The organism is Algibacter sp. (assembly GCF_029245835.1).
Taxonomy (GTDB): Bacteria; Bacteroidota; Bacteroidia; order Flavobacteriales; family Flavobacteriaceae; genus Algibacter_B.
This window is the reverse complement of the sequence record NZ_JAQWOO010000009.1, coordinates 38,503-59,011: the sequence shown is the minus strand read 5'-3', so window position 1 is coordinate 59,011 and position 20,509 is coordinate 38,503. Positions and strand designations below refer to the sequence as shown.

The 20,509-nt window shown below is 33.6% G+C and carries 15 protein-coding genes; 10 read left to right on the top strand and 5 right to left on the bottom strand.

Going from position 1 to position 20,509, the window contains the following annotated elements:
- A partial coding sequence (locus tag P8K68_RS01260; RefSeq protein ID WP_300247407.1) for a histidinol-phosphatase HisJ family protein occupies positions 1 to 1,014 on the bottom strand: 1,014 nt, incomplete at its 3' end.
- A 195-nt stretch (positions 1,015 to 1,209) separates the two neighbouring features.
- Between P8K68_RS01260 and P8K68_RS01255 the strand changes: the two genes are divergently transcribed.
- The 6 genes from P8K68_RS01255 to P8K68_RS01230 all read left to right on the top strand — a co-directional run bounded on the left by P8K68_RS01255 (position 1,210) and on the right by P8K68_RS01230 (position 8,631).
- Positions 1,210 to 3,753: a DUF559 domain-containing protein gene (locus P8K68_RS01255; RefSeq protein ID WP_300247405.1), complete on the top strand. Its 2,544-nt coding sequence runs from the start codon at positions 1,210 to 1,212 to the stop codon at positions 3,751 to 3,753.
- Between the two features lie 225 nt (positions 3,754 to 3,978).
- Positions 3,979 to 4,560 (top strand): tRNA-(ms[2]io[6]A)-hydroxylase, encoded by a 582-nt coding sequence (locus P8K68_RS01250; RefSeq protein ID WP_300247403.1) that lies wholly within the window; start codon positions 3,979 to 3,981, stop codon positions 4,558 to 4,560.
- A gap of 41 nt (positions 4,561 to 4,601) precedes the next feature.
- Positions 4,602 to 5,192: a hypothetical protein gene (locus P8K68_RS01245; RefSeq protein ID WP_300247401.1), complete on the top strand. Its 591-nt coding sequence runs from the start codon at positions 4,602 to 4,604 to the stop codon at positions 5,190 to 5,192.
- Positions 5,193 to 5,412: 220 nt separating this feature from the next.
- On the top strand, positions 5,413 to 7,581 hold the full coding sequence (locus P8K68_RS01240) for a DNA mismatch repair protein MutS (RefSeq protein WP_300247399.1): 2,169 nt from the start codon (positions 5,413 to 5,415) through the stop codon (positions 7,579 to 7,581).
- Between the two features lie 112 nt (positions 7,582 to 7,693).
- Positions 7,694 to 8,113, top strand: a complete 420-nt coding sequence (locus P8K68_RS01235) for a DCC1-like thiol-disulfide oxidoreductase family protein (protein WP_300247411.1) — start codon at positions 7,694 to 7,696, stop codon at positions 8,111 to 8,113.
- 86 nt (positions 8,114 to 8,199) lie between these two features.
- Positions 8,200 to 8,631, top strand: a complete 432-nt coding sequence (locus P8K68_RS01230) for a hypothetical protein (protein WP_300247397.1) — start codon at positions 8,200 to 8,202, stop codon at positions 8,629 to 8,631.
- A 217-nt stretch (positions 8,632 to 8,848) separates the two neighbouring features.
- On the opposite strand, the gene P8K68_RS01225 is transcribed toward P8K68_RS01230, so the two are convergent.
- The 4 genes from P8K68_RS01225 to P8K68_RS14885 form a co-directional block, all read right to left on the bottom strand.
- Positions 8,849 to 10,009 carry a sulfurtransferase gene (locus P8K68_RS01225; protein ID WP_300247395.1) on the bottom strand — a complete coding sequence of 387 codons (1,161 nt, stop codon included), beginning with the start codon at positions 10,007 to 10,009 and terminating at the stop codon, positions 8,849 to 8,851.
- A 31-nt stretch (positions 10,010 to 10,040) separates the two neighbouring features.
- Positions 10,041 to 11,366, bottom strand: a complete 1,326-nt coding sequence (locus P8K68_RS01220; protein WP_300247393.1) for a dicarboxylate/amino acid:cation symporter — start codon at positions 11,364 to 11,366, stop codon at positions 10,041 to 10,043.
- Between the two features lie 421 nt (positions 11,367 to 11,787).
- Positions 11,788 to 13,176, bottom strand: coding sequence for a phosphoglucosamine mutase (gene glmM / locus P8K68_RS01215; protein ID WP_300247391.1), 1,389 nt, complete (start codon positions 13,174 to 13,176; stop codon positions 11,788 to 11,790).
- Entirely contained in the window at positions 13,173 to 14,243 is a 1,071-nt protein-coding gene (locus P8K68_RS14885; RefSeq protein WP_366143719.1) for an acyltransferase, read from the bottom strand. Before P8K68_RS14885 ends, glmM begins: the two co-directional genes overlap by 4 nt.
- 41 nt (positions 14,244 to 14,284) lie before the next feature.
- Between P8K68_RS14885 and P8K68_RS01210 the strand changes: the two genes are divergently transcribed.
- The 4 genes from P8K68_RS01210 to uvrA all read left to right on the top strand — a co-directional run bounded on the left by P8K68_RS01210 (position 14,285) and on the right by uvrA (position 20,490).
- On the top strand, positions 14,285 to 14,887 hold the full coding sequence (locus tag P8K68_RS01210) for an acyl carrier protein phosphodiesterase (RefSeq protein ID WP_300247409.1): 603 nt from the start codon (positions 14,285 to 14,287) through the stop codon (positions 14,885 to 14,887).
- Positions 14,880 to 16,577: a gamma-glutamyltransferase gene (ggt, locus tag P8K68_RS01205; RefSeq protein WP_300247389.1), complete on the top strand. Its 1,698-nt coding sequence runs from the start codon at positions 14,880 to 14,882 to the stop codon at positions 16,575 to 16,577. The genes P8K68_RS01210 and ggt overlap by 8 nt, the downstream gene beginning before the upstream one ends.
- A 71-nt stretch (positions 16,578 to 16,648) precedes the next feature.
- Positions 16,649 to 17,371: a hypothetical protein gene (locus P8K68_RS01200; RefSeq protein ID WP_300247387.1), complete on the top strand. Its 723-nt coding sequence runs from the start codon at positions 16,649 to 16,651 to the stop codon at positions 17,369 to 17,371.
- Positions 17,372 to 17,658: 287 nt separating this feature from the next.
- Complete coding sequence (gene uvrA / locus P8K68_RS01195) at positions 17,659 to 20,490, top strand: excinuclease ABC subunit UvrA (RefSeq protein ID WP_300247385.1); 2,832 nt, start codon at positions 17,659 to 17,661, stop codon at positions 20,488 to 20,490.
- Positions 20,491 to 20,509 lie beyond the last annotated feature (19 nt).

Here is a 20,509-nt window from a genome sequence, read left to right as displayed (position 1 = left end):
TCCAAAAGAAAAATCTGGAATTATACGTCTTTGATTTGCATCTAATCGTTGATTTAATAACTCGATTCCTTTATTTAAAACCGTGTATTTTACTTTTAAATCGTGGTCATCATAAATAGTACGATTCTCTGGAATTAACTTTGAGTAACTTACATAACTCTCGTAACCTGCTTCTTGAATATACTCTAAACTTTCTTTATAATTCAAGCCATAGTAGCGCACATGATGCGTATCTGTACCAACACAAACTGGTATTTGAAGTGCATTTGCGCGTCGTAAAATACTTTGCACTGGATATACGCCTACGCCCTTAAACTTACCCGCCATATTTACATCTAAGGATAAGTTTCTATCCGCAATAAGTTCTAAAAGTGTCCTAAATTTATTAGCTAAAGGATGCGCACTCGTTTCAAAATCCACCAAAGCTTCAGGCATATCAACATTTAGTTTTGGCAAATCGATATGTCCAATAATTTGAATCATATCGCCAAAACATTCAATCATCTGAATCATTTCATTAAAATACCCATCCCAATACGCTTCTAAACTCCCTCTCAACTTCAATAATTCAAGAGCTTCTTCTTTTGAGCCATCATAAGGCAATCCTTCAGGTGCAAAATGCACAGAACCAATTACATAATCAGCATCTTCAGCTTGAAATATCTTTGATCGACTCCATTGCAAACCCAGCTCAGGCCCCATCCATTCCAATTCAACACCATATTTAATATTGATTTGTCCCTCGTATTTTTTACGAAGGTCAGCAATACGTTTTGGATAATTTAAATATGATTTGTTTCCACGAATAAACTTCACGTTTGTATCTCTTTCAGCGGTGTACCGAAAACTTGTTAGTCGCGGAGAATGTATTATAAACGTTATACTTGGGTTACCAGCCTCAATAGCTTTATCAACAATATCTTCTAATTTATCGATACCATGTTTAACATGATCCTGTTCCGTACCAGCATGAATACCGTGTGTTTCCCAAATAAATTCGTTGAGTTTTCTCATCAATCAATATGCGTTTAATTATCTTTTAAGAATCCCAAATTTAACCATTGAATTATAATATATAACGCATAATTTATTTTTTTCAACAATTTTCAAAAAGAAAACAGTTCTGTGGATAAAAATATCTCAAATTCAACAGGATATTAAGAATTTAATAAGTTAATTTTTTTAATTGAAATCATTAATTTCGCTTCTATGTCTGTAAACCTGCAAACTCCCATAGATTATTTAAAAGGCGTTGGCCCTAATCGTGCTGATTTGTTGCGCAAGGAGTTAGGTATTCATACCTATCAAGATTTAATCAACTTATTTCCAAACAGATATATAGACAGAACTCAATATTACAAAATCAATCAATTACAGCGTAATAATGCTGATGTGCAAGTTATTGGAAAAATAACAGGTTTTAAAGAAGTGGCTCAAAAACGCGGAAAACGCTTGGTTGGGACCTTTCAAGACGACACCGGCACCATGGAATTAGTTTGGTTTCGAGGACAAAAATGGATTCGAGAAAATTTAAAGTTGAATAAAACCTATGTGGCCTTTGGAAAAACCAATTGGTTTAGTGGCAAATTCAATATGGCACATCCGGAATTAGAATTGCAAGAGGAACATGAGAAAAATCTACGTTCTGCCATGCAACCCGTTTATCCTTCTACTGAAAAACTATCGAATAAAGGCATTACCAATCGTGTGATTAGTAAAATCATGCAGCAATTGTTTATTGAAACTAACGGAAAATTTACGGAAACACTATCTGACAATTTACGTTCCGAATTAAAATTAATCAATAAAGATGCTGCCCTTTTCAATGTCCATTTTCCGAAGAGTCAAGAGCTACTTTCAAGGGCTCAATTCCGATTAAAATTTGAAGAATTATTTTATATTCAACTGCAATTAATCATCAAAAATTTAATTCATAAATCGAAAATTAAAGGCTTTCCTTTTAATCAAGTTGGCACCCATTTTAATTCCTTTTTTAAAGACCACTTACCCTTCGAATTAACCAATGCCCAAAAACGAGTTTTAAAGGAAATTCGTGCCGATTTAGGAAGTAATGCGCAAATGAATCGACTTTTACAAGGTGATGTGGGTTCGGGCAAGACCATAGTGGCGTTCATGTCAATACTCATGGCGCTTGACAACGGTTTTCAAGCCTGTTTAATGGCGCCGACTGAAATTTTGTCAGTACAGCACTATAACGGATTACTTGAATGGTGTAATAAACTGAATATCAATATAAAAATATTAACGGGTTCAACTAAAACTTCAGAAAGACGAATTATTCATGAAGCTTTAGAAAATGGGGAATTAAACATCTTAATTGGTACGCATGCCCTACTTGAAGATAAAGTGAAATTTAAGAATTTGGGACTCGCCATTATAGATGAGCAACACCGTTTTGGAGTAAAACAACGTTCAAAATTGTGGCAAAAAGGCCCTCCTCAATCCTCCCATGGGGAGGAAGCAAAAGCCATACTTAAAAAGTATATGACTGCTCGCCCATCGACATACAAATTATTAAAAGAACTTCAAGCTGAAAACAAAAAACACAGCACTCATACTGAATCTATTTTGTGGGAATGTTTGAGAAATAAAAATCTTGAATATAAATTTAGAAGACAACATATAATCGACGAGTTTATAGTCGACTTTGTTAATTTAGAAAAAAACTTAATTATTGAAGTTGATGGCGGTTATCACAATACCATTGAACAAAAAGAAGCAGACGATTTACGCACTACAATTTTAACTGAAATTGGATTTAAAGTTATACGGTTTACTAACGAACAAGTACTTGGAGACATTGATAACGTTTTGCGTTATATTACGAATACTTTGAAAAGCCTCCCCTCTGGGGAGGTTGGTGGGGCTTCAGCTCCTATTCCGCCACACGTTTTAGTCATGACTGCAACACCAATTCCAAGAACATTGGCGATGTCTGTTTATGGCGATTTAGATATCTCCATTATTGATGAATTACCACCAGGGAGAAAGTCGATAAAAACGGTACATCGCTATGATAAAAATCGTTTGAATGTCTTTCGGTTTATTCGTGATGAAATTGATAAAGGACGTCAAATTTATATTGTTTACCCTTTAATTCAAGAAAACGAAAAAATGGATTATAAGGATTTGATGGATGGTTACGAAAGTATTTCTAGAGATTTCCCTATGCCAAAGTATCAGACATCGATAGTTCACGGTAAAATGAAACCTGCCGATAAAGATTATGAAATGCAACGTTTTATTAAAGGAGAAACTCAGATTATGGTGGCAACAACCGTTATTGAGGTTGGTGTGAATGTGCCTAATGCTTCGGTAATGATTATTGAAAGCGCAGAACGCTTTGGCTTATCGCAATTACACCAATTACGTGGTCGCGTTGGACGTGGTGCAGAACAGAGTTACTGTATTTTAATGACCAGCCATAAATTAAGTGCAAACAGTAAAACCCGTTTAGAAACTATGGTTAGAACTAATGATGGTTTTGAAATTGCTGAAGTCGATTTGCTTTTACGTGGTCCTGGGGATATTATGGGCACCCAACAAAGTGGCGTATTGAACTTAAAAATTGCTGATATTGTTAGAGACACTGATATTTTACAACTCGCTAGACATCATGCCAAATCTATTTTGAAAATAGACCCTTCATTGGCGCTTTCTGAAAATCAAGTCTTTTTACATACCTACAAACAACTTAGTAAGTATAAAAATATCTGGAATTATATCTCTTAGACCGAAGACAGAATAATGAATTGTTAATTTTAATTGGAACACCTAACCCGCATTAGGGATTGCAGTGGAAAGCCCACAGCCCGACGTAGGAGGTGCGAGGGCTTGTAACGAAATATTTATGTTCATGAATTCAGAAATTTAAAATAGAAATGCATGAATAAAAGCCCGACCCTTGTGGTAATGCCAAAAAAATTAAAATAACTACATTTACAAAAACGATTAAATATGCTTGGATTAAAATTAGCTACAGACCCTCGTTGGGTAAACATTGTAGAATCTAATATTGAAGAAATATTAACCGACCATGCGTGGTGCGAACAAAAAGCGGCTACCAATGCCATTACAATAATAACGCTTAATTCTGAACACACCGATTTAGTTACAGATTTACTCCTTTTAGCTCAAGAAGAATTAGAACACTTCCAAATGGTGCATGACATCATTAAAAAGCGGGGTTACAAACTAGGTAGAGAACGCAAAGACAGTTATGTGAACGAACTATACAAATTTATGAATAAAGGCGGAAACAGATTGCAATCTATGGTAGATAGGTTGTTGTTCTCTGCCATGATTGAAGCTAGAAGTTGCGAACGTTTTAAACTACTTTCAAAAGAAATAAAAGACCCAGAACTTTCAAAATTTTATCACGATTTAATGATTAGCGAAGCTGGACATTATTCGACTTTTATTGGTTTTGCTCGTAAATACGGGAAAGATATTGATGTTGACAAACGCTGGCAAGAACTTATAGATTTTGAAGCTGAAGTGATACAGAATTATGGAAAATCTGAAACTATACACGGCTAAGACGCAACTATTCTGGCGTTATTACATTAATTAATTTGTTTATGAAAATTTTTAATACGTTAATTTTAATTACTATTTCTCTATGTGCTGGTTTATGTTGCCCTCCTGAAGAAGAATATGACTACCAATCTATAGAAATAAAAAACAATAACTTGGTTCAAATTGAAAATGATAAAACGACGTTTCAATTAAACGACACGATTTATGTTAATACAATAATTGACAATAACCAAATTACGGTAGATAATAAAAACATCATATTATCAGACTTTTTAAACCTAGATACAGACCCATACTTGTATTTTAATTTGACTTTGTATAAAAAGACTAGATTTGGTACACTTTCAAAAATAGCCGTTACAAATAGCAATATTGTTGTTTTAAATGGTTTAGCAAAAAATAGTTACGACGAAATAATTGAAGTTAAAAACGAGTATGATAGCGTAAATTTCACAAGCAAGTTCGGTATTAAACTTTTGGAATCTGGAACTTACTATTTAGCACCTCCTAATTTTGACTACTCAGAGTACTTATATATAAACGGTATCTCTCGCGATTACGACCAAATAACCATATTCTCCAAAATAAAAAAATCGGAGGATACTGGTGCTTATAAGTTTTTCGTAGAATGAAATTAAAATCAAAAGCTCAACCAAAATTTCCGATTGAGCTTTCACAACTGATGATAGTTTGATTGATGTTTGTTGATACCCTACAAATTATAAAGAATAAAGACACACAGGTGTTAGTGTTTTGTTAATTAACATTTTAACACATCCACTTTACATATTAAAAATCAGCTTAAGATTGTTTAACTTTGCATTTCTTTATTTTTAGAGGCTATACTTAGGAATGATACACATCCACGAAAAAACATTACAAGATTTAGAATTTCAAACGGTTTTACAACAGATTAGCGAACTCTGTGTAACACCTCTTGGACATGAAAAGACTTTGCAAATTTCGCCATATAAAACGCGTGAAGCCTTAGAGGTTGCTTTAAATTTAACTAATGAATATGTATCGTCATTTTACAATGATAATCGCATACCAAATCATGGTTTCGATAGCATAACTAAAGAAATAAAACTTCTTAATATTGAAAATACGTTTTTAGAAGTACATGGCTTAAAAAAAATTGTAGCGATGTCGATTTCTGTGAATGCTATTGTAACTTTTTTAAACAAATTTGAAGAGTATTACCCAAATTTAAACCAGTTTGCATCACATATTGAGGTTACTAAAATTCTTATTGAAAAAGTGGATGGTATTGTGGACCGCTTTGGCGATATAAAAGACAACGCCTCTAATTTACTTTTCGATTTACGACAATCGATAAATAAGATAAAAGGAAAAATAAATTCTAGTTTTAGCAGTGCTTTAAACATGTATCATAATCTTGAATATCTAGATGATATTCGAGAATCTGTAGTAGACAACAAACGTGTATTGGCTGTAAAGGCCATGTACAGACGTAAAGTTAAAGGAGCTATTATGGGCGGTAGTAAAACTGGAAGCATTGTTTATATTGAGCCAGAAACCACATTACAATACAGCAGAGAACTCAATAATTTAGAATACGAGGAAGGCGAAGAAGTTATTAGGATTTTAAAAGACGTTACGGATTTTATGCGTCCGTTTTTACCATTATTAAAAGATTATCAAAGTTTTTTAATTGATATAGATGTGATTTCCGCGAAAGCGAAATATGCAAAATCTATGAATGGGATTCTTCCAGAATTCTCAGAAGACAGAAGCATGTCTTTGCGAGATGCCTATCATCCACTGCTCTATTTGAATAATTTAGAGAAGAAAGAAAAAACCTTTCCGCAAACTATAGAATTAAAACAGGATAGCCGAATTATTGTAATTTCTGGTCCTAATGCTGGTGGAAAAAGTATTACCCTAAAAACGGTTGGCTTACTTCAAGTTATGTTGCAAAGTGGGATGCTTATCCCTGTGCACGAACGCAGTAAAGTGTGTTTATTTGATAGAATTTTAAGTGATATTGGTGACAATCAATCTATTGAAAATCATTTAAGTACCTATAGCTACCGTTTAAAACAAATGAATTATTTCTTAAAAAAGTGTAATAAAAATACCCTCTTTTTAATTGATGAATTTGGAACAGGAAGTGACCCTGAATTGGGAGGTGCTTTAGCTGAAACCTTTTTGGAAGAGTTTTACCACCGTGAAGCTTACGGTATTATTACAACACATTACTCAAACTTAAAGATATTAGCAAACGAATTGCCCTTTATGCTAAATGCTAACATGCTATTTGATGAACGCAGTTTAGAACCTCTTTTTAAGTTGGTTATCGGTCAAGCCGGAAGTAGTTTTACGTTTGAAGTCGCACAAAAAAACGGTATTCCCTATAGCTTAATTAATCGTGCTAAAAAGAAGATAGAACGCAGCAAAGTGCGTTTTGATGCCACTATTGCAAAACTACAAAAGGAACGTTCTCGATTAGAAAAAACAGGACAATCATTAAAACAAAACGAAAAGAAAAAACTTGAGGAAGCAGATAAGCTAGAAGAAATAAATGCTAAAATTCAGAAGAAACTAGAAAGCTATCAAGAGTTGTATGATAGCAATCAGCGCTTGATTTATTTAGGGCAAAAAGTTAATGATATCGCCGAAAAATACTTTGATAATAAGCAGAAGAAAGCATTAATGGGAGAACTTTTTAAAGTGGTTCAGATTGAAAATTCTAAGCGTAAAAAAGTTTCCGCGAAAGCGAAAAAAGCAATAAAAGCTAAAGAAACCCAAGTAAAACAAGAAGCCGAAAAGAAAGTAGAAGTTATCCGAAAAAAGAAAAAAATAGCAAAACAAAAAGCTATTGAAGCGCCTAAACCAAAAGCAACTTTAAGATTAGGTGATCGTGTTAGAATGTTTGATGGCAGAGCTATAGGCACTATTGATAAAATTGAAAAAAACAAAGCGGTTGTTAATTACGGTATATTTACAACTAATGTGAGCTTGGAGCAGTTGGAATTGGTTGAAGCGGTAAAAAAGTAAGTATTTGTTTAAGTATTCTTTATTAAAAATGCTCTAATTATTGCTCGTTAATTAATTTTAAACACCCATTTAAACCACTTTTTAAGTGATTTACAAAGTACTATCTTTGAATATGAATTTTGGAGTTCCCGATAATAAAAAATTAATACTCTTTGATGGTGTTTGTAACCTTTGTAATGGTGCTGTAAATTATGTAATAAAACATGACAAAAGCAATCTATTTATGTTTACAGCATTGCAAAGTGATATTGGGAAAAAGATTATTGAGCACTACAACATAGATACTATAAAATTAGATTCTATTTTACTATACACCCCTAAAAAAGGAATTCATTATAAAAGTACTGCCGCTTTAAAAGTAGCTTCAAAATTGGGGTTTCCAATAAATATATTGGTTATATTTCTTATTGTTCCAAAGGTTATACGCAATTGGGTTTATGATTTTATTGCTAAAAACCGATACAAGTGGTATGGTAAAAAAGATGCTTGCATGATTCCTACTCCCGAATTGAAAAACAAGTTTTTAGAGTAATTCATGTCTTTAAAAAAATACTAGTTTTCTTTAGCACGTACGCAACCTTTTAAAGTTTCATGCATCTATTAAAAAACATTTACCCCATGATAAAAAAATCAACCTACCTTTTACTTGTTATACTGTTTATTGCTTGTAAATCAGATGACGGCGTTCCAGATTGTTCTACCGTTTTATGCGTAGCTCCATATCTTAACATAAACCTAGTTGATAACTCCACTGACGAAAACCTTATACTCCAAGATAACATAACTAAAGAAAACATTTTAATAAATAACACCTCTGAAAATCAAGTTGAATTTAGTATCATTAATTCCAACGGCTTTCTTTATGTTGAAAAACAAAATCCAACAGATACTTTAGAAATTCAAATAAATTCTGAAATAGTCGCTATGGTATCATACAAAACAACTGCACCACAAACTGATGAATGTTGTGATTTTGGGAATCTTATTGATGTAGAAGTAAACGATAAAACCTTTGAAGTGGATGATAATACAGTTACTATTTATTTATAATTCAATTGAAGTATTAATTTTAAATAGAAACTCATTTTAGATAAGTCTTAACCTTATTAATAAAAAAAGAGGATAATAACTTATACACGTCTTAGCTACTTTAAACTCTTCAAAATAAAATCCACCTTTTTATTTGTTTTTTTATTTTCAACAAAAGCGTCAGTAGTATGTTTTGCAAACACTGTAAGATGCTCTTCAATCAAGTTACTCTATTACATTAACCTTCCTTCAAAATCTTTTTCAAATGGCTATAAATCATTTGTTCCATAGGAGCATAATCACCATCAGCAAAAGCCATCAGTTTTATATCAGCAAATAAATCGGCTAAATCATTTCGATAATAATCATGAGCTCTTACAGCTTCAATGATATTTTGAATACTTTGATAATCGTTATCGGTTTCAAATTGTTCACTCACACGATTATAAACAGCTTTATCTACCCGACTTAAAATATATTTTTTTTCCTTTCTAGATTCCACTAAATCAGAATTTGAAACATACATTAAAATATAAGCTAACAGATTATCTTTTGTCCATGTACTTGGTTCTCCCATATCTCCTGTTGTTAAGCTTCCATATTCGGTCCAAGATCCATCATAAACCGATATATTTTTATATCCAGAAAGTTCTGCACCCAAAGCTAAAACACATGCCGTTAACCCAGAACCACATGAAAATATTATAGGATCATCTTGTTCTGCAACCATATAAAAAGCTTTGGCTAAATCCTTTTTAGATTTCAAAACCCCATCTTCTAACAACTCTGTATATGGTAAATTCACAGAGTTTGGTATGGTTCCCATGCGCAATCCTGCTCTGGGTTCTGGCTCGGTACAATTAAACCGTCCTGAAGAACGCGCATCAATAATTTTATGGGTTTGATTTTTTGATGCATTCTCAATATCATCAAAAAACTGCATATAATTGGGCTGAAGATTAGCAACAAAATTGCCTTTATTACCATTATAATTCTGCATTAATTCCGAACCATAATTAGCCTTCTTCCACTCAGGAAAACCTCCATTTAACACCGCCACATTCTTATAACCAAATGCTTTAAATAACCACCAAACACGAGCACTAGAATAAATACCTTTATCATCATAAACGACAATAGCGCTGTCATTATTTATTCCTAAATTTCTAGCTTCTTTCTGAAATTGTTTTGACGATGGAAACGCACTAGGAAATGGATTGGATACATCGCTAAACTTCATTTTTATATCAAAAAGTCTAGCATTTGGTATTTGTTCTGATGACTTATCAAAAACTTTATTAATCGTGCCGTCTAAAATAATAAGATTATCGGCGTTCATATGCTCATGAAGCCATTCCACTGAAACTATAGGTGATGTTAATAATATACTCGTACTCATTTTGAAATTGTTTTTATTGACATATACAGCCTTACTTCACTTCTTCATAATGATCATCCCATTCTTTAGGTTTTGGATCGTGTAATTTCCCTAAAGACTTCGCAACAATCATAGATACTGTTGCATCACCAGTTACGTTTACAACCGTTCTACACATATCCAAAGGTCTATCAACCGCAAAAATAAGCGCCAAACCAATAGGCAATAATTCTGCCGGAAACCCAATAGATTCTAATACAATAACCAGCATCACCATACCCGCACTAGGCACCGCTGCACTCCCAATGGAAGCTAATAATGCAGTAAGCACAATAACCAATTGATTAGTAAATGTTAAACCCTCAGGCCAAATAACTTGCATGATAAATACGGCTGCAATACCCTGATACAAACTGGTTCCATCCATATTTACGGTAGCCCCAACAGGAAGCACAAAACCAGATACTTCCTTATCAACTCCTAAATGTTCTTCCACACGTTCCATAGTTACAGGTAGCGTTGCTGCACTACTACTTGTAGAAAATGCTAAAAGTTGCGCAGGACTTATTTGTTGTAAAAACCACATTGGTGATTTTTTTGTGTATACACTCACTAAGATTAGATAGAAACCAATCATTAATATAAGACCACCAAGAACGCAAAATGCATAATAGAGCAATTTGATTAAAATTTCAACATCATCAAAAGCAATAATTACGTTAGCCAAAAGCGCAAAAACTGCATAAGGCGCAAATAGCATGATTAAATCTACCATTTTCATAACCACCTCATTAAGGGAATTAAAAAAATCAACCAATGGTTTTGCCTTTTTCTCTCCAATTAGCAGTAAAGAAATACCAACAAATAATGCGAAAAATATAACTTGAAGCATAGATGCTTCAGCAAACGATTGAAAAATATTACTTGGGAATATATCAACTAAAGACTGTAATGGACCTGCTTCCTTTTGGGCAGAAGCTTTCATCAACTTATCGGTTACACCGGCATCGTTTTCATATTTAAGTTTAATTTTTGCTATCGTTTCTTCGGGCATACCATCCCCAGGTTTAACAATGTTTACAATACTTAAACCAATAATTATAGCCACTAAAGTAGTTACGATATAAATGCCTATGGTTCGTAATCCCATATCTCTAATTTTAGAAATATCTTTTAAATCTGAGATGCCCTTAATCAAAGATGCTAAAATTAATGGCACTGCGATTAGCTTAAGAAGGTTTATAAATATGGTTCCAAAAGGTGCAATCCAATCGGTTACAAACCCTTTTCCACCATCAAGGGTATTCATAATAAAACCAAAAATGATTCCGAGAACCATTCCTATTATAATCTTCCAATGTAATGCTAGTTTTTTCATAAAGCCTCTCCTAGCCTCTCCAAAGGAGAGGAATTAGTTATGTTTAAAAGTTTTTAAATACCTGTTTTATTTTGTACAATATAGCTATTTTAAGCCTAAACTAACAAACGGTCTTTTTAGCGATAAACACGAAGAATATACTTGACTCTAAAAGCAAAGGTATTTGATGATGAGATTCCTGCCTTCGCAGGAATAAATTGCCATAGCGGATAAGTTAGCCCCGATTGAAGTGGCATCCTTTTTGCGAAAATAATAGTTCTGCTCTTTACTAATTTACAAAAGTTGTATTAGTGCAAGATCCCGAAACAAGTTCGGGACTGCTTCGCAGAAAGATATAACGGAAAGCGGGAAATAGCTTCTAAAAAATAGGTTTACTAAACTTCAAGAGATTGCTTCGTCATACTTCCTCGCCGTGACTTTTTTAACTATTAGCAATCTCACCAATTTCGGCAATAAATTTATCGCCTAAAGCATCGGCTTCTTCTTGCGATTTTGCTTCGGTATAAATTCTAATAATGGGTTCTGTATTACTTTTACGGAGGTGTACCCAACTTTCTGAAAAATCGATTTTAACCCCGTCAATAGTCGTTAATTCCTCGTTTTGGTAACGGTTTTCCATGGTTTTAAGAATACCATCAAAATCCAAACCTGGGGTTAATTCAATTTTCTTTTTTCCCATAAAATAACTTGGGTAGGTTTTTCTGAGCGCACTTACGCTAACTTTTCTATCTGCCAATAGACTTAAAAATAAGGCTACACCAACCAACGCATCCCGACCGTAATGCGCCTCTGGATAAATAATTCCGCCATTACCTTCACCACCTATTACGACCTTATTTTTTTTCATCAGATTTACAACATTTACCTCGCCTACCGCACTGGCTTCATACATACCGCCATGTTTTTCGGTAACATCTCGCAGTGCTCTGGTAGAACTCATATTGCTCACAGTGTTTCCTGGGGTTATTCCTAAAACGTAATCTGCACAAGCTACAAGCGTGTATTCTTCACCAAACATCTCTCCGTTTTCGTCCATAAAGGCTAAACGATCTACATCTGGGTCTACCACAATTCCAAAATCGGCATTATGCTTTTTAACTTCCGCAGATAAATCTGTTAAGTGCTCTTTTAAAGGTTCTGGATTGTGCGGGAAATGTCCGTTTGGTTCACAGTATAACTTAATTACATCTACCCCTAAACGCTCTAGAAGTAACGGAATAGCGATACCGCCTGTGGAGTTTACACCATCTACAACCACTTTAAAACGTGCTTCTTCTATGGCTTTTACATTTACCAAATCTAAATCTAGAACTTCTATAATATGTAAATCTATATAGGCTTTATTTTTTGTTATTTTTCCTAGGCTATCAACATCAGCAAAAGTCATGTTATCACTTTCTGCAATGTCTAGAATTTTTGCGCCTTCAACAGCATCTAAAAACTCACCTTTTTCGTTAAGTAATTTTAACGCATTCCATTGTTTTGGGTTATGGCTTGCTGTTAAAATTATTCCACCATCAGCATGTTCCATAGGTACCGCTATTTCAACTGTAGGTGTTGTAGAAAGACCAACATCAACCACGTCTATACCTAAACCAATTAAGGTATTCATGACTAAATTTTGAATCATTTTTCCAGAAATACGAGCGTCTCTACCAACCACAACTTTGTAGTTTTTTTTATGGCGTTGTTGCTTTAACCAAACGCCATAAGCTGATGCGAATTTTACAGCATCTATAGGTGTTAAGTTATCACCTACTTGCCCGCCAATAGTTCCTCTAATTCCTGAAATTGATTTTATAAGTGTCATGATCTGAATTTATTTTTTAATTTTAAAAATGGCAATTCATAATATTTGTACGAAAAATGAGCGAATATTATCGTAAGTGCAAATGTTAAAATATTTATTAATATAATTGTAATAGTATCATTAAATAATTCAAATTGTTCTAGTTTTAAAAATAAAAAAACAACTGCATTAAGAGCTATTACATGATACATATATATACCATATGATATCCTGCCAAAATAGTTTAATAATCTATTTTTAATTTTAAAATTAAAGTTATTACAACTCATAGTATGTACAAAAAAACCAAATAAAACGACTGTTAGTGTTTTTTTTAAGATGTAGTTTTCAAATTCAAAAATATTTGTAAAAAAATATAAAATAATTAAAAAACAAATCATTAATGAAAATAATAGTTTCGTTTTCAAAAATTCTAACTTTTTATTTTCTTCTAAAATAGAGACTATTCCGCCAAAAAATAAGAAAAAATAAACAAATTGAAACCTTCGTAAAAACTCAAAACCTTGTAAATGATAAATTAAAAAATACCCGAAAGTTATAGTGACAATAACTTTAAAAATCTTATTGGTTTTTACAAAATAAAACAAAGGGGCTACCATTAAATAAAATTGCTCTTCAATTCCGATAGACCACAAGACATCAAGTATACCACCGGGCATATAGAGAAATGTAGATATGTTAGGCAGAAAAAAAACAGTTAGCAAAACACTACTTACAAAATTGTAATTATTCTCATAAGGGATGTTAAAAAGAGGTAAAAGGTAATGATAAAATAAAAAACCAAAAATAACTATTAGGTAATACAATGGTAATATTCTTAATATTCTTCTGATATAAAAATTTTTAATAGAAAACTTATTATTTTTCTTTTCAATATAGATTAATCTCATAATTAAGAACCCACTGAGCACAAAAAACATATAAACCGCATCTACCCCTTTGTTTAATATAGGTGAAGCATCAAAATATGGTAACCCTTGATTTTTAGATAAACTAGGAATATGATAAATAATAACTAAAGATGCAAGAAAAAAACGTAATGCATCTAAGTTTGGAAGCTTTTTCAAAAATGTATTGTTTAGGTTTCAAAAATACATATATTTATTTTATGAACTACTTAGCCCATATTTATCTTTCTGGTGATAACGATTCAATTACCATTGGAAATTTTATTGCAGACGGCATTAAAGGAAAAAAATATAAAAAATACCCTAAAGACATACAGATTGGTATATTATTGCATCGTCATATTGACACTTTTACAGATGCTCACAAAACGGTAAGACTAAGCACCAAAAGGCTTCATGAAAAATACAGTCATTACTCTGGAGTTATTGTAGATATTCTTTACGATCATTTTCTAGCTAAAAATTGGTCAAATTATAGCGACACGCCTTTGGAGGAATATACAGAAAATTTTTATGCCTCATTGGAAGCCAATTATGACATGCTACCGCTACGCATTCAAAAAATGATGCCTTACATGTTAGCCGATAATTGGCTATTAAATTATGCTTCTATCGACGGTATCTCTAGAGTTTTAGCGGGCATGAACAGACGTACCAAAAACCGTTCTAGTATGAATGAAGCCGTGGTTGAACTTGAAGCTTTTTATTCAGAATTTGAAACTGAATTTTCCGATTTTTTTGATGAACTAATTGCTTCCTCCAAACAAAAATTAGAGGCTTTAAAACAAGAATTATATGAGTAAACACTTTTTATATAGTATTATATTACTTTGCTTTTTTCTTTCATGCAAAAAAACGGAGCAAACCCCAACACCTATTAAAGGGCTTATTACAAAAAACGCTATGGTTGTTTCAGCACGTGCTGAAGCGTCTGAAATAGGAAGCGATATTCTTAAAAAAGGCGGAAATGCCTTTGACGCGATGTGTGCTACTCAATTAGCTTTGGCTGTTACTTACCCTTTTGCAGGTAATATTGGCGGTGGCGGTTTTATGGTTTATAGAAAAGCAAATGGAGATATTGGCTCTATTGACTTTAGAGAAAAAGCGCCAATGGCTGCAACTAAAGACATGTATTTAGATGAAAACGGCGATGTGATTCCCGGAAAAAGCACCTTAGGCGCTATGGCCGTTGGAATTCCAGGTACGGTTGCAGGTCTTTTTGAAGTGCACGAAAAATTAGGATCACTCCCTCTTGAAGATATTCTAAAACCCGTTATTGCTTTAGCTTATAAAGGCACTAAGGTAACGAAAAAGCAAGCAAAAACAATAAAAAAATATCAGCCGCTTTTCCTTAAAGCTAATAAAGACTCTATTATTTTTGATAAGCATTGGAAAGAAAACGATGTCATTAAACAGCCAGCATTAGCAAAAACTTTCGAACGTATTTTAAAACATGGCAAAGATGAATTCTATAAAGGTGAAACTGCAAAAATTCTTGCAAAGTTTATTCAAGATAATGGAGGTATAATAACCGAAGAAGATTTAGCAAAATACGAAGCTAAATGGCGTGATCCGATAACTTTTAGTTATGATGATTTAGAAATAATTTCTATGGGACCTCCTGCTAGCGGTGGGATTTGCTTAGCACAAATATTGAAAATGCTTGAACCATTCCATTTAGATGAATACGGACATAACTCACTAAAAACCATACAAGCCATTACAGAAGCTGAAAGACGCGCTTATGCCGACAGAAGTTTTTATTTAGGAGATCCTGATTTTGTTAACATCCCTATTAAAACTTTAATTCAAGAAAATTATTTAAGTGGACGAATGAGTGACTTCTCATTTGAAAAAGCCACCTTATCCTCCGCTGTGTCTCATGGCAATATTCAGATTATTGAAAGTGACGAAACTACGCACTTCTCTATCGTAGATCAATTTGGTAATGCCATTGCTGTAACAACCACATTAAACGGTGCATATGGTTCTAAATTATATTGTTCAGAACTTGGTTTCTTTTTAAATAATGAAATGGACGATTTTAGCAGCAAACCCGGAGAACCAAATATGTTTGGACTTATTGGCGCAGAGGCTAACAAAATAGAACCAGAAAAACGTATGTTAAGTTCAATGACACCTACCATTGTTGAAAAAAACGAAAAATTATATATGACTCTTGGAACACCAGGTGGAGCAACAATTATAACATCGGTTTTACAAACCATTTTAAACGTTCATGAGTTCAAAATGACTATGCAAGAAGCGGTAAATGCACCACGATTTCATCATCAATGGCTGCCAGACGAAATTAGAATGGAACCCAATTCATTTGATAGAAAATTAATTAAACAACTCGAAGCATTAGGCTACTCTATTAACCAAAAAGACGCTCCGGTAATTGGCAAAGTCGATGGAATACTTGTATTAGATGACAACTCGTACGAAGGTGGTGCAGATTATCGAGGAGATGATACTGCTGTCGGTTTTTAATCTAATTTCTTCACTAAATCATTCTTCTTTAATAATTTAGCTATTACCAAACTGAAACTAAATAACATTTTATGGCAGCTAAGCCTAAAAAAATATTCAAAATAATTACTGGCATCATCATTTTTTTGACGCTACCAAGTCTGTTGTTTTTTGGCTTCTTATACTTTAAATATAATGAAGATTTACCAACTGGTATCCAAGGCGAGGAAGCTGATGCTTTAGCGTATAAAATGCTAAATGCTTTAGACTACGAAGCTTATAAAAACACCAATTATATTGAGTGGACGTTTAAAAAAAGACACCACTACGAGTGGGATAAGGCAAACAACATCTGTAATGTCTACTGGAAACAAAACAAAGTCATTCTAGATTTAAACGACAATTCAAAAAGTATAGTTTATGTCCACAGTTTTAAAAACGAAAGCGATATGGCTAAAGCGCTTATCGAGAAAGCCATAACATACTTTAATAACGATTCCTTTTGGCTTGTGGCGCCCTACAAAGTATTCGATGCTGGCGTGGAGCGTAGGCTCGTAAAAACTCAAAACAATAAAGATGCATTGCTTGTAACTTACACTACTGGTGGCTCAACTCCTGGCGATTCTTACCTTTGGTTACTAGATGATAATGGCAAGCCAACAGCCTTTAAAATGTGGACTTCTATTTTGCCAATACAAGGTTTAGAAGCCTCATGGAGTGACTGGACAATTACAGAAAGTGGCGCACAATTACCAAGCTTTCATAAACTTTTAATTTTAGGCTTAGAGATTGACGACGTTAAAGGAACAAAGTAAGTCATCATTTTTTATTTTGGCGCAACCTATATCCTGAATTTAGTTCAGGACCTAGGTCGGGCTATCCATTACAAGTCCTCGCTGCGCTGTGGGCTTTCCACTACTATCCCTTGCGCAGCCATCCGCCAAATTCAATTCTAATCATAATCATATCTTTTTTTGCCTTTTTATCTTGACGTCTTAGCGTCTTTGCGCGAAACAAAACTTAGCAAGAATTTAACAAACAACAAGTTAAACCCACTTCATTTTTAAACTCAAAACCCGTAACTTTGCAACTTTGCCTATTTATGAGCCAATTCACAGATTTTATCGAAGTAAAAGGAGCCCGAGTACACAATCTAAAAAATATTGATGTGTCCATTCCACGGGAAAAACTTGTAGTTATTACAGGTTTATCTGGCAGCGGGAAATCCTCATTGGCTTTCGACACTATTTATGCCGAAGGGCAACGTCGATACATCGAAACATTTTCAGCCTATGCCAGACAATTTCTAGGTGGTTTAGAGCGTCCTGATGTTGATAAAATTGATGGACTTTCTCCTGTTATTGCTATAGAGCAAAAAACTACCAGTAAATCACCACGCTCAACAGTGGGTACTATCACCGAAATTTACGATTTTTTACGTTTACTCTTTGCTCGTGCTAGTGATGCTTACAGTTATAATACGGGTAACAAAATGGTTAGCTATAGCGATGCCCAAATTAAAGCACTTATTATTAAAGATTTTAGTGGTAAACGCATTAATGTATTATCGCCTGTAATTCGTTCAAGAAAAGGACATTATCGCGAGTTATTCGAGCAAATAGCAAAACAAGGTTTTGTAAAAGTGAGAACCGATGGCGAGATTCGCGACATTGTAAAAGGGATGAAATTAGACCGTTACAAAACTCATGATATCGAAATTGTAATTGATAGACTCGTTATTGATGAAAACGTTGACATTGATAAACGCCTTACAGAAACCATTAACACCGCCATGTATCATGGTGAAGATGTACTTTTAATTATAGACCAAGATACTCATGAAGCACGCTATTTCAGCAGAAGCTTAATGTGCCCTAGTTCTGGGATTTCTTATCCAAATCCAGAACCCAATAATTTCTCATTCAATTCTCCTAAAGGCGCCTGTTCTAATTGTAACGGAATCGGAACCTTATATCAAATCAACGAAAATAAAATTATTCCAGACGATTCTTTATCCATTAAATCTGGAGCATTAGCGCCTCATGGTCCACAGAAAAACAGCTGGATTTTCAAGCAATTAGAAACCATAGCACAACGGTTCAATTTTAAATTGACTGATGCTTATAAAGACATTCCAGAAGAGGCAAAACAAATTATTCTGTATGGTGGAAATGATAAATTTTCAGTAGAAAGTAAAACTTTAGGCGTTACTCGTGACTATAAAATCGATTTTGAAGGTATTGCCAATTTTATCGAAAACCAATATAAAACCGCAGAATCAAGATCTTTAAAACGATGGGCAAAAGATTATATGGATAAAGTTGAATGTCCTGTTTGCAAAGGCTCTCGCTTAAAAAAAGAATCACTTTACTTCAAAATAAACGAAAAAAACATAGCAGAACTTGCTAATACAGATATTGTTGAACTTTCAGAATGGTTTAATAATTTAAACGAACACCTTTCAGAAAAACAATTAAAAATTGCTGAAGAAGTTGTTAAAGAAATTAAATCTAGACTTCAGTTTTTATTGGATGTTGGCTTAGATTATTTATCATTAAATAGAAGTTCTAAATCTTTGTCTGGCGGTGAAGCACAACGCATACGGTTAGCTACACAAATTGGTTCGCAACTCGTTGGTGTACTTTATATTCTAGACGAACCAAGTATAGGCTTGCATCAGCGCGATAACGAAAAACTAATCAATTCTCTAGTTTCACTAAGGGATATTGGCAATTCAGTTATTGTAGTTGAGCATGATAAAGACATGATTGAGCGTGCAGATTACGTTATTGATATTGGTCCAAAAGCTGGAAAATTTGGAGGAGAAATCATTAGTATTGGTAATCCAGACGAACTAAAAACACACGATACACTTACCGCAGATTACCTAAACGGAAAAAAAGAAATTGAAGTACCAAAAAAACGTAGAAAAGGAAATGGCAAAACTTTAGAACTTAAAGGCTGTACTGGAAACAATTTAAAAAATGTTTCGGTAAAATTTCCCTTAGGAAAAATGATTGGTGTAACTGGTGTTTCTGGAAGCGGAAAATCTACACTAATTAACGAAACACTCTACCCTATTTTAAATGCCTACTATTTTAATGGTGTTAAAAAACCAATGCCATACAAAAGCATAAAAGGCTTAGAGCATATTGATAAAGTTATAGATATTAATCAGTCTCCAATAGGTAGAACACCACGAAGTAATCCTGCAACCTACACAGGGACATTTAGCGAAATCAGGGCTTTGTTTGCTAAAATACCCGAAGCGATGATTCGGGGTTATAAAGCAGGTCGCTTTAGTTTTAATGTACAAGGCGGACGCTGCGAAACCTGTAAAGGTGGTGGTTTGCGCGTTATTGAAATGAATTTTCTTCCTGATGTTTACGTAGAATGTGAAACTTGCCAAGGGAAACGTTTTAACCGTGAAACTCTAGAAATTCGATATAAAAGTAAAAACATTAGTGATGTTTTGAATATGACCATGAATGAAGCTGTAGAATTCTTCGAACATATTCCAAAAATTTATAAAAAACTAAAAACCATAAAAGATGTTGGTTTGGGCTACATAACTCTAGGACAACAAAGCACAACGCTTTCTGGTGGAGAAGCACAACGAATCAAATTGGCTACAGAACTTTCAAAAAGAGATACAGGAAATACTTTTTATATTTTAGATGAACCTACAACAGGACTACACTTTGAGGACATAAGAGTATTAATGATTGTACTTAATAAATTAGCAGATAAAGGCAATACTGTGCTAATAATTGAACACAATCTTGATGTTATTAAAACGGTAGATCACATTATCGATATTGGCTATGAAGGGGGTAAAGGCGGTGGACAAATAATTGTAGAAGGCACGCCAGAAGTTATTATAAAACACAAGAAAAGCTACACAGCAAAGTTTCTTAAAAAAGAATTAAATTAGCTTTATACCTAAATTGATT

Coding starts and splice junctions, on each gene's coding strand:
- P8K68_RS01200 (WP_300247387.1), top strand. CDS start 16,649: ATGGCAGCTAAGCCTAAAAAAATATTCAAAATAATTACTGGCATCATC.
- P8K68_RS01235 (WP_300247411.1), top strand. CDS start 7,694: ATGAATTTTGGAGTTCCCGATAATAAAAAATTAATACTCTTTGATGGT.
- uvrA (WP_300247385.1), top strand. CDS start 17,659: ATGAGCCAATTCACAGATTTTATCGAAGTAAAAGGAGCCCGAGTACAC.
- P8K68_RS01220 (WP_300247393.1), bottom strand. CDS start 11,366: ATGAAAAAACTAGCATTACATTGGAAGATTATAATAGGAATGGTTCTC.
- P8K68_RS01255 (WP_300247405.1), top strand. CDS start 1,210: ATGTCTGTAAACCTGCAAACTCCCATAGATTATTTAAAAGGCGTTGGC.
- P8K68_RS01245 (WP_300247401.1), top strand. CDS start 4,602: ATGAAAATTTTTAATACGTTAATTTTAATTACTATTTCTCTATGTGCT.
- P8K68_RS01240 (WP_300247399.1), top strand. CDS start 5,413: ATGATACACATCCACGAAAAAACATTACAAGATTTAGAATTTCAAACG.
- ggt (WP_300247389.1), top strand. CDS start 14,880: ATGAGTAAACACTTTTTATATAGTATTATATTACTTTGCTTTTTTCTT.
- glmM (WP_300247391.1), bottom strand. CDS start 13,176: ATGACACTTATAAAATCAATTTCAGGAATTAGAGGAACTATTGGCGGG.
- P8K68_RS01250 (WP_300247403.1), top strand. CDS start 3,979: ATGCTTGGATTAAAATTAGCTACAGACCCTCGTTGGGTAAACATTGTA.
- P8K68_RS01225 (WP_300247395.1), bottom strand. CDS start 10,009: ATGAGTACGAGTATATTATTAACATCACCTATAGTTTCAGTGGAATGG.
- P8K68_RS01230 (WP_300247397.1), top strand. CDS start 8,200: ATGATAAAAAAATCAACCTACCTTTTACTTGTTATACTGTTTATTGCT.
- P8K68_RS01210 (WP_300247409.1), top strand. CDS start 14,285: ATGAACTACTTAGCCCATATTTATCTTTCTGGTGATAACGATTCAATT.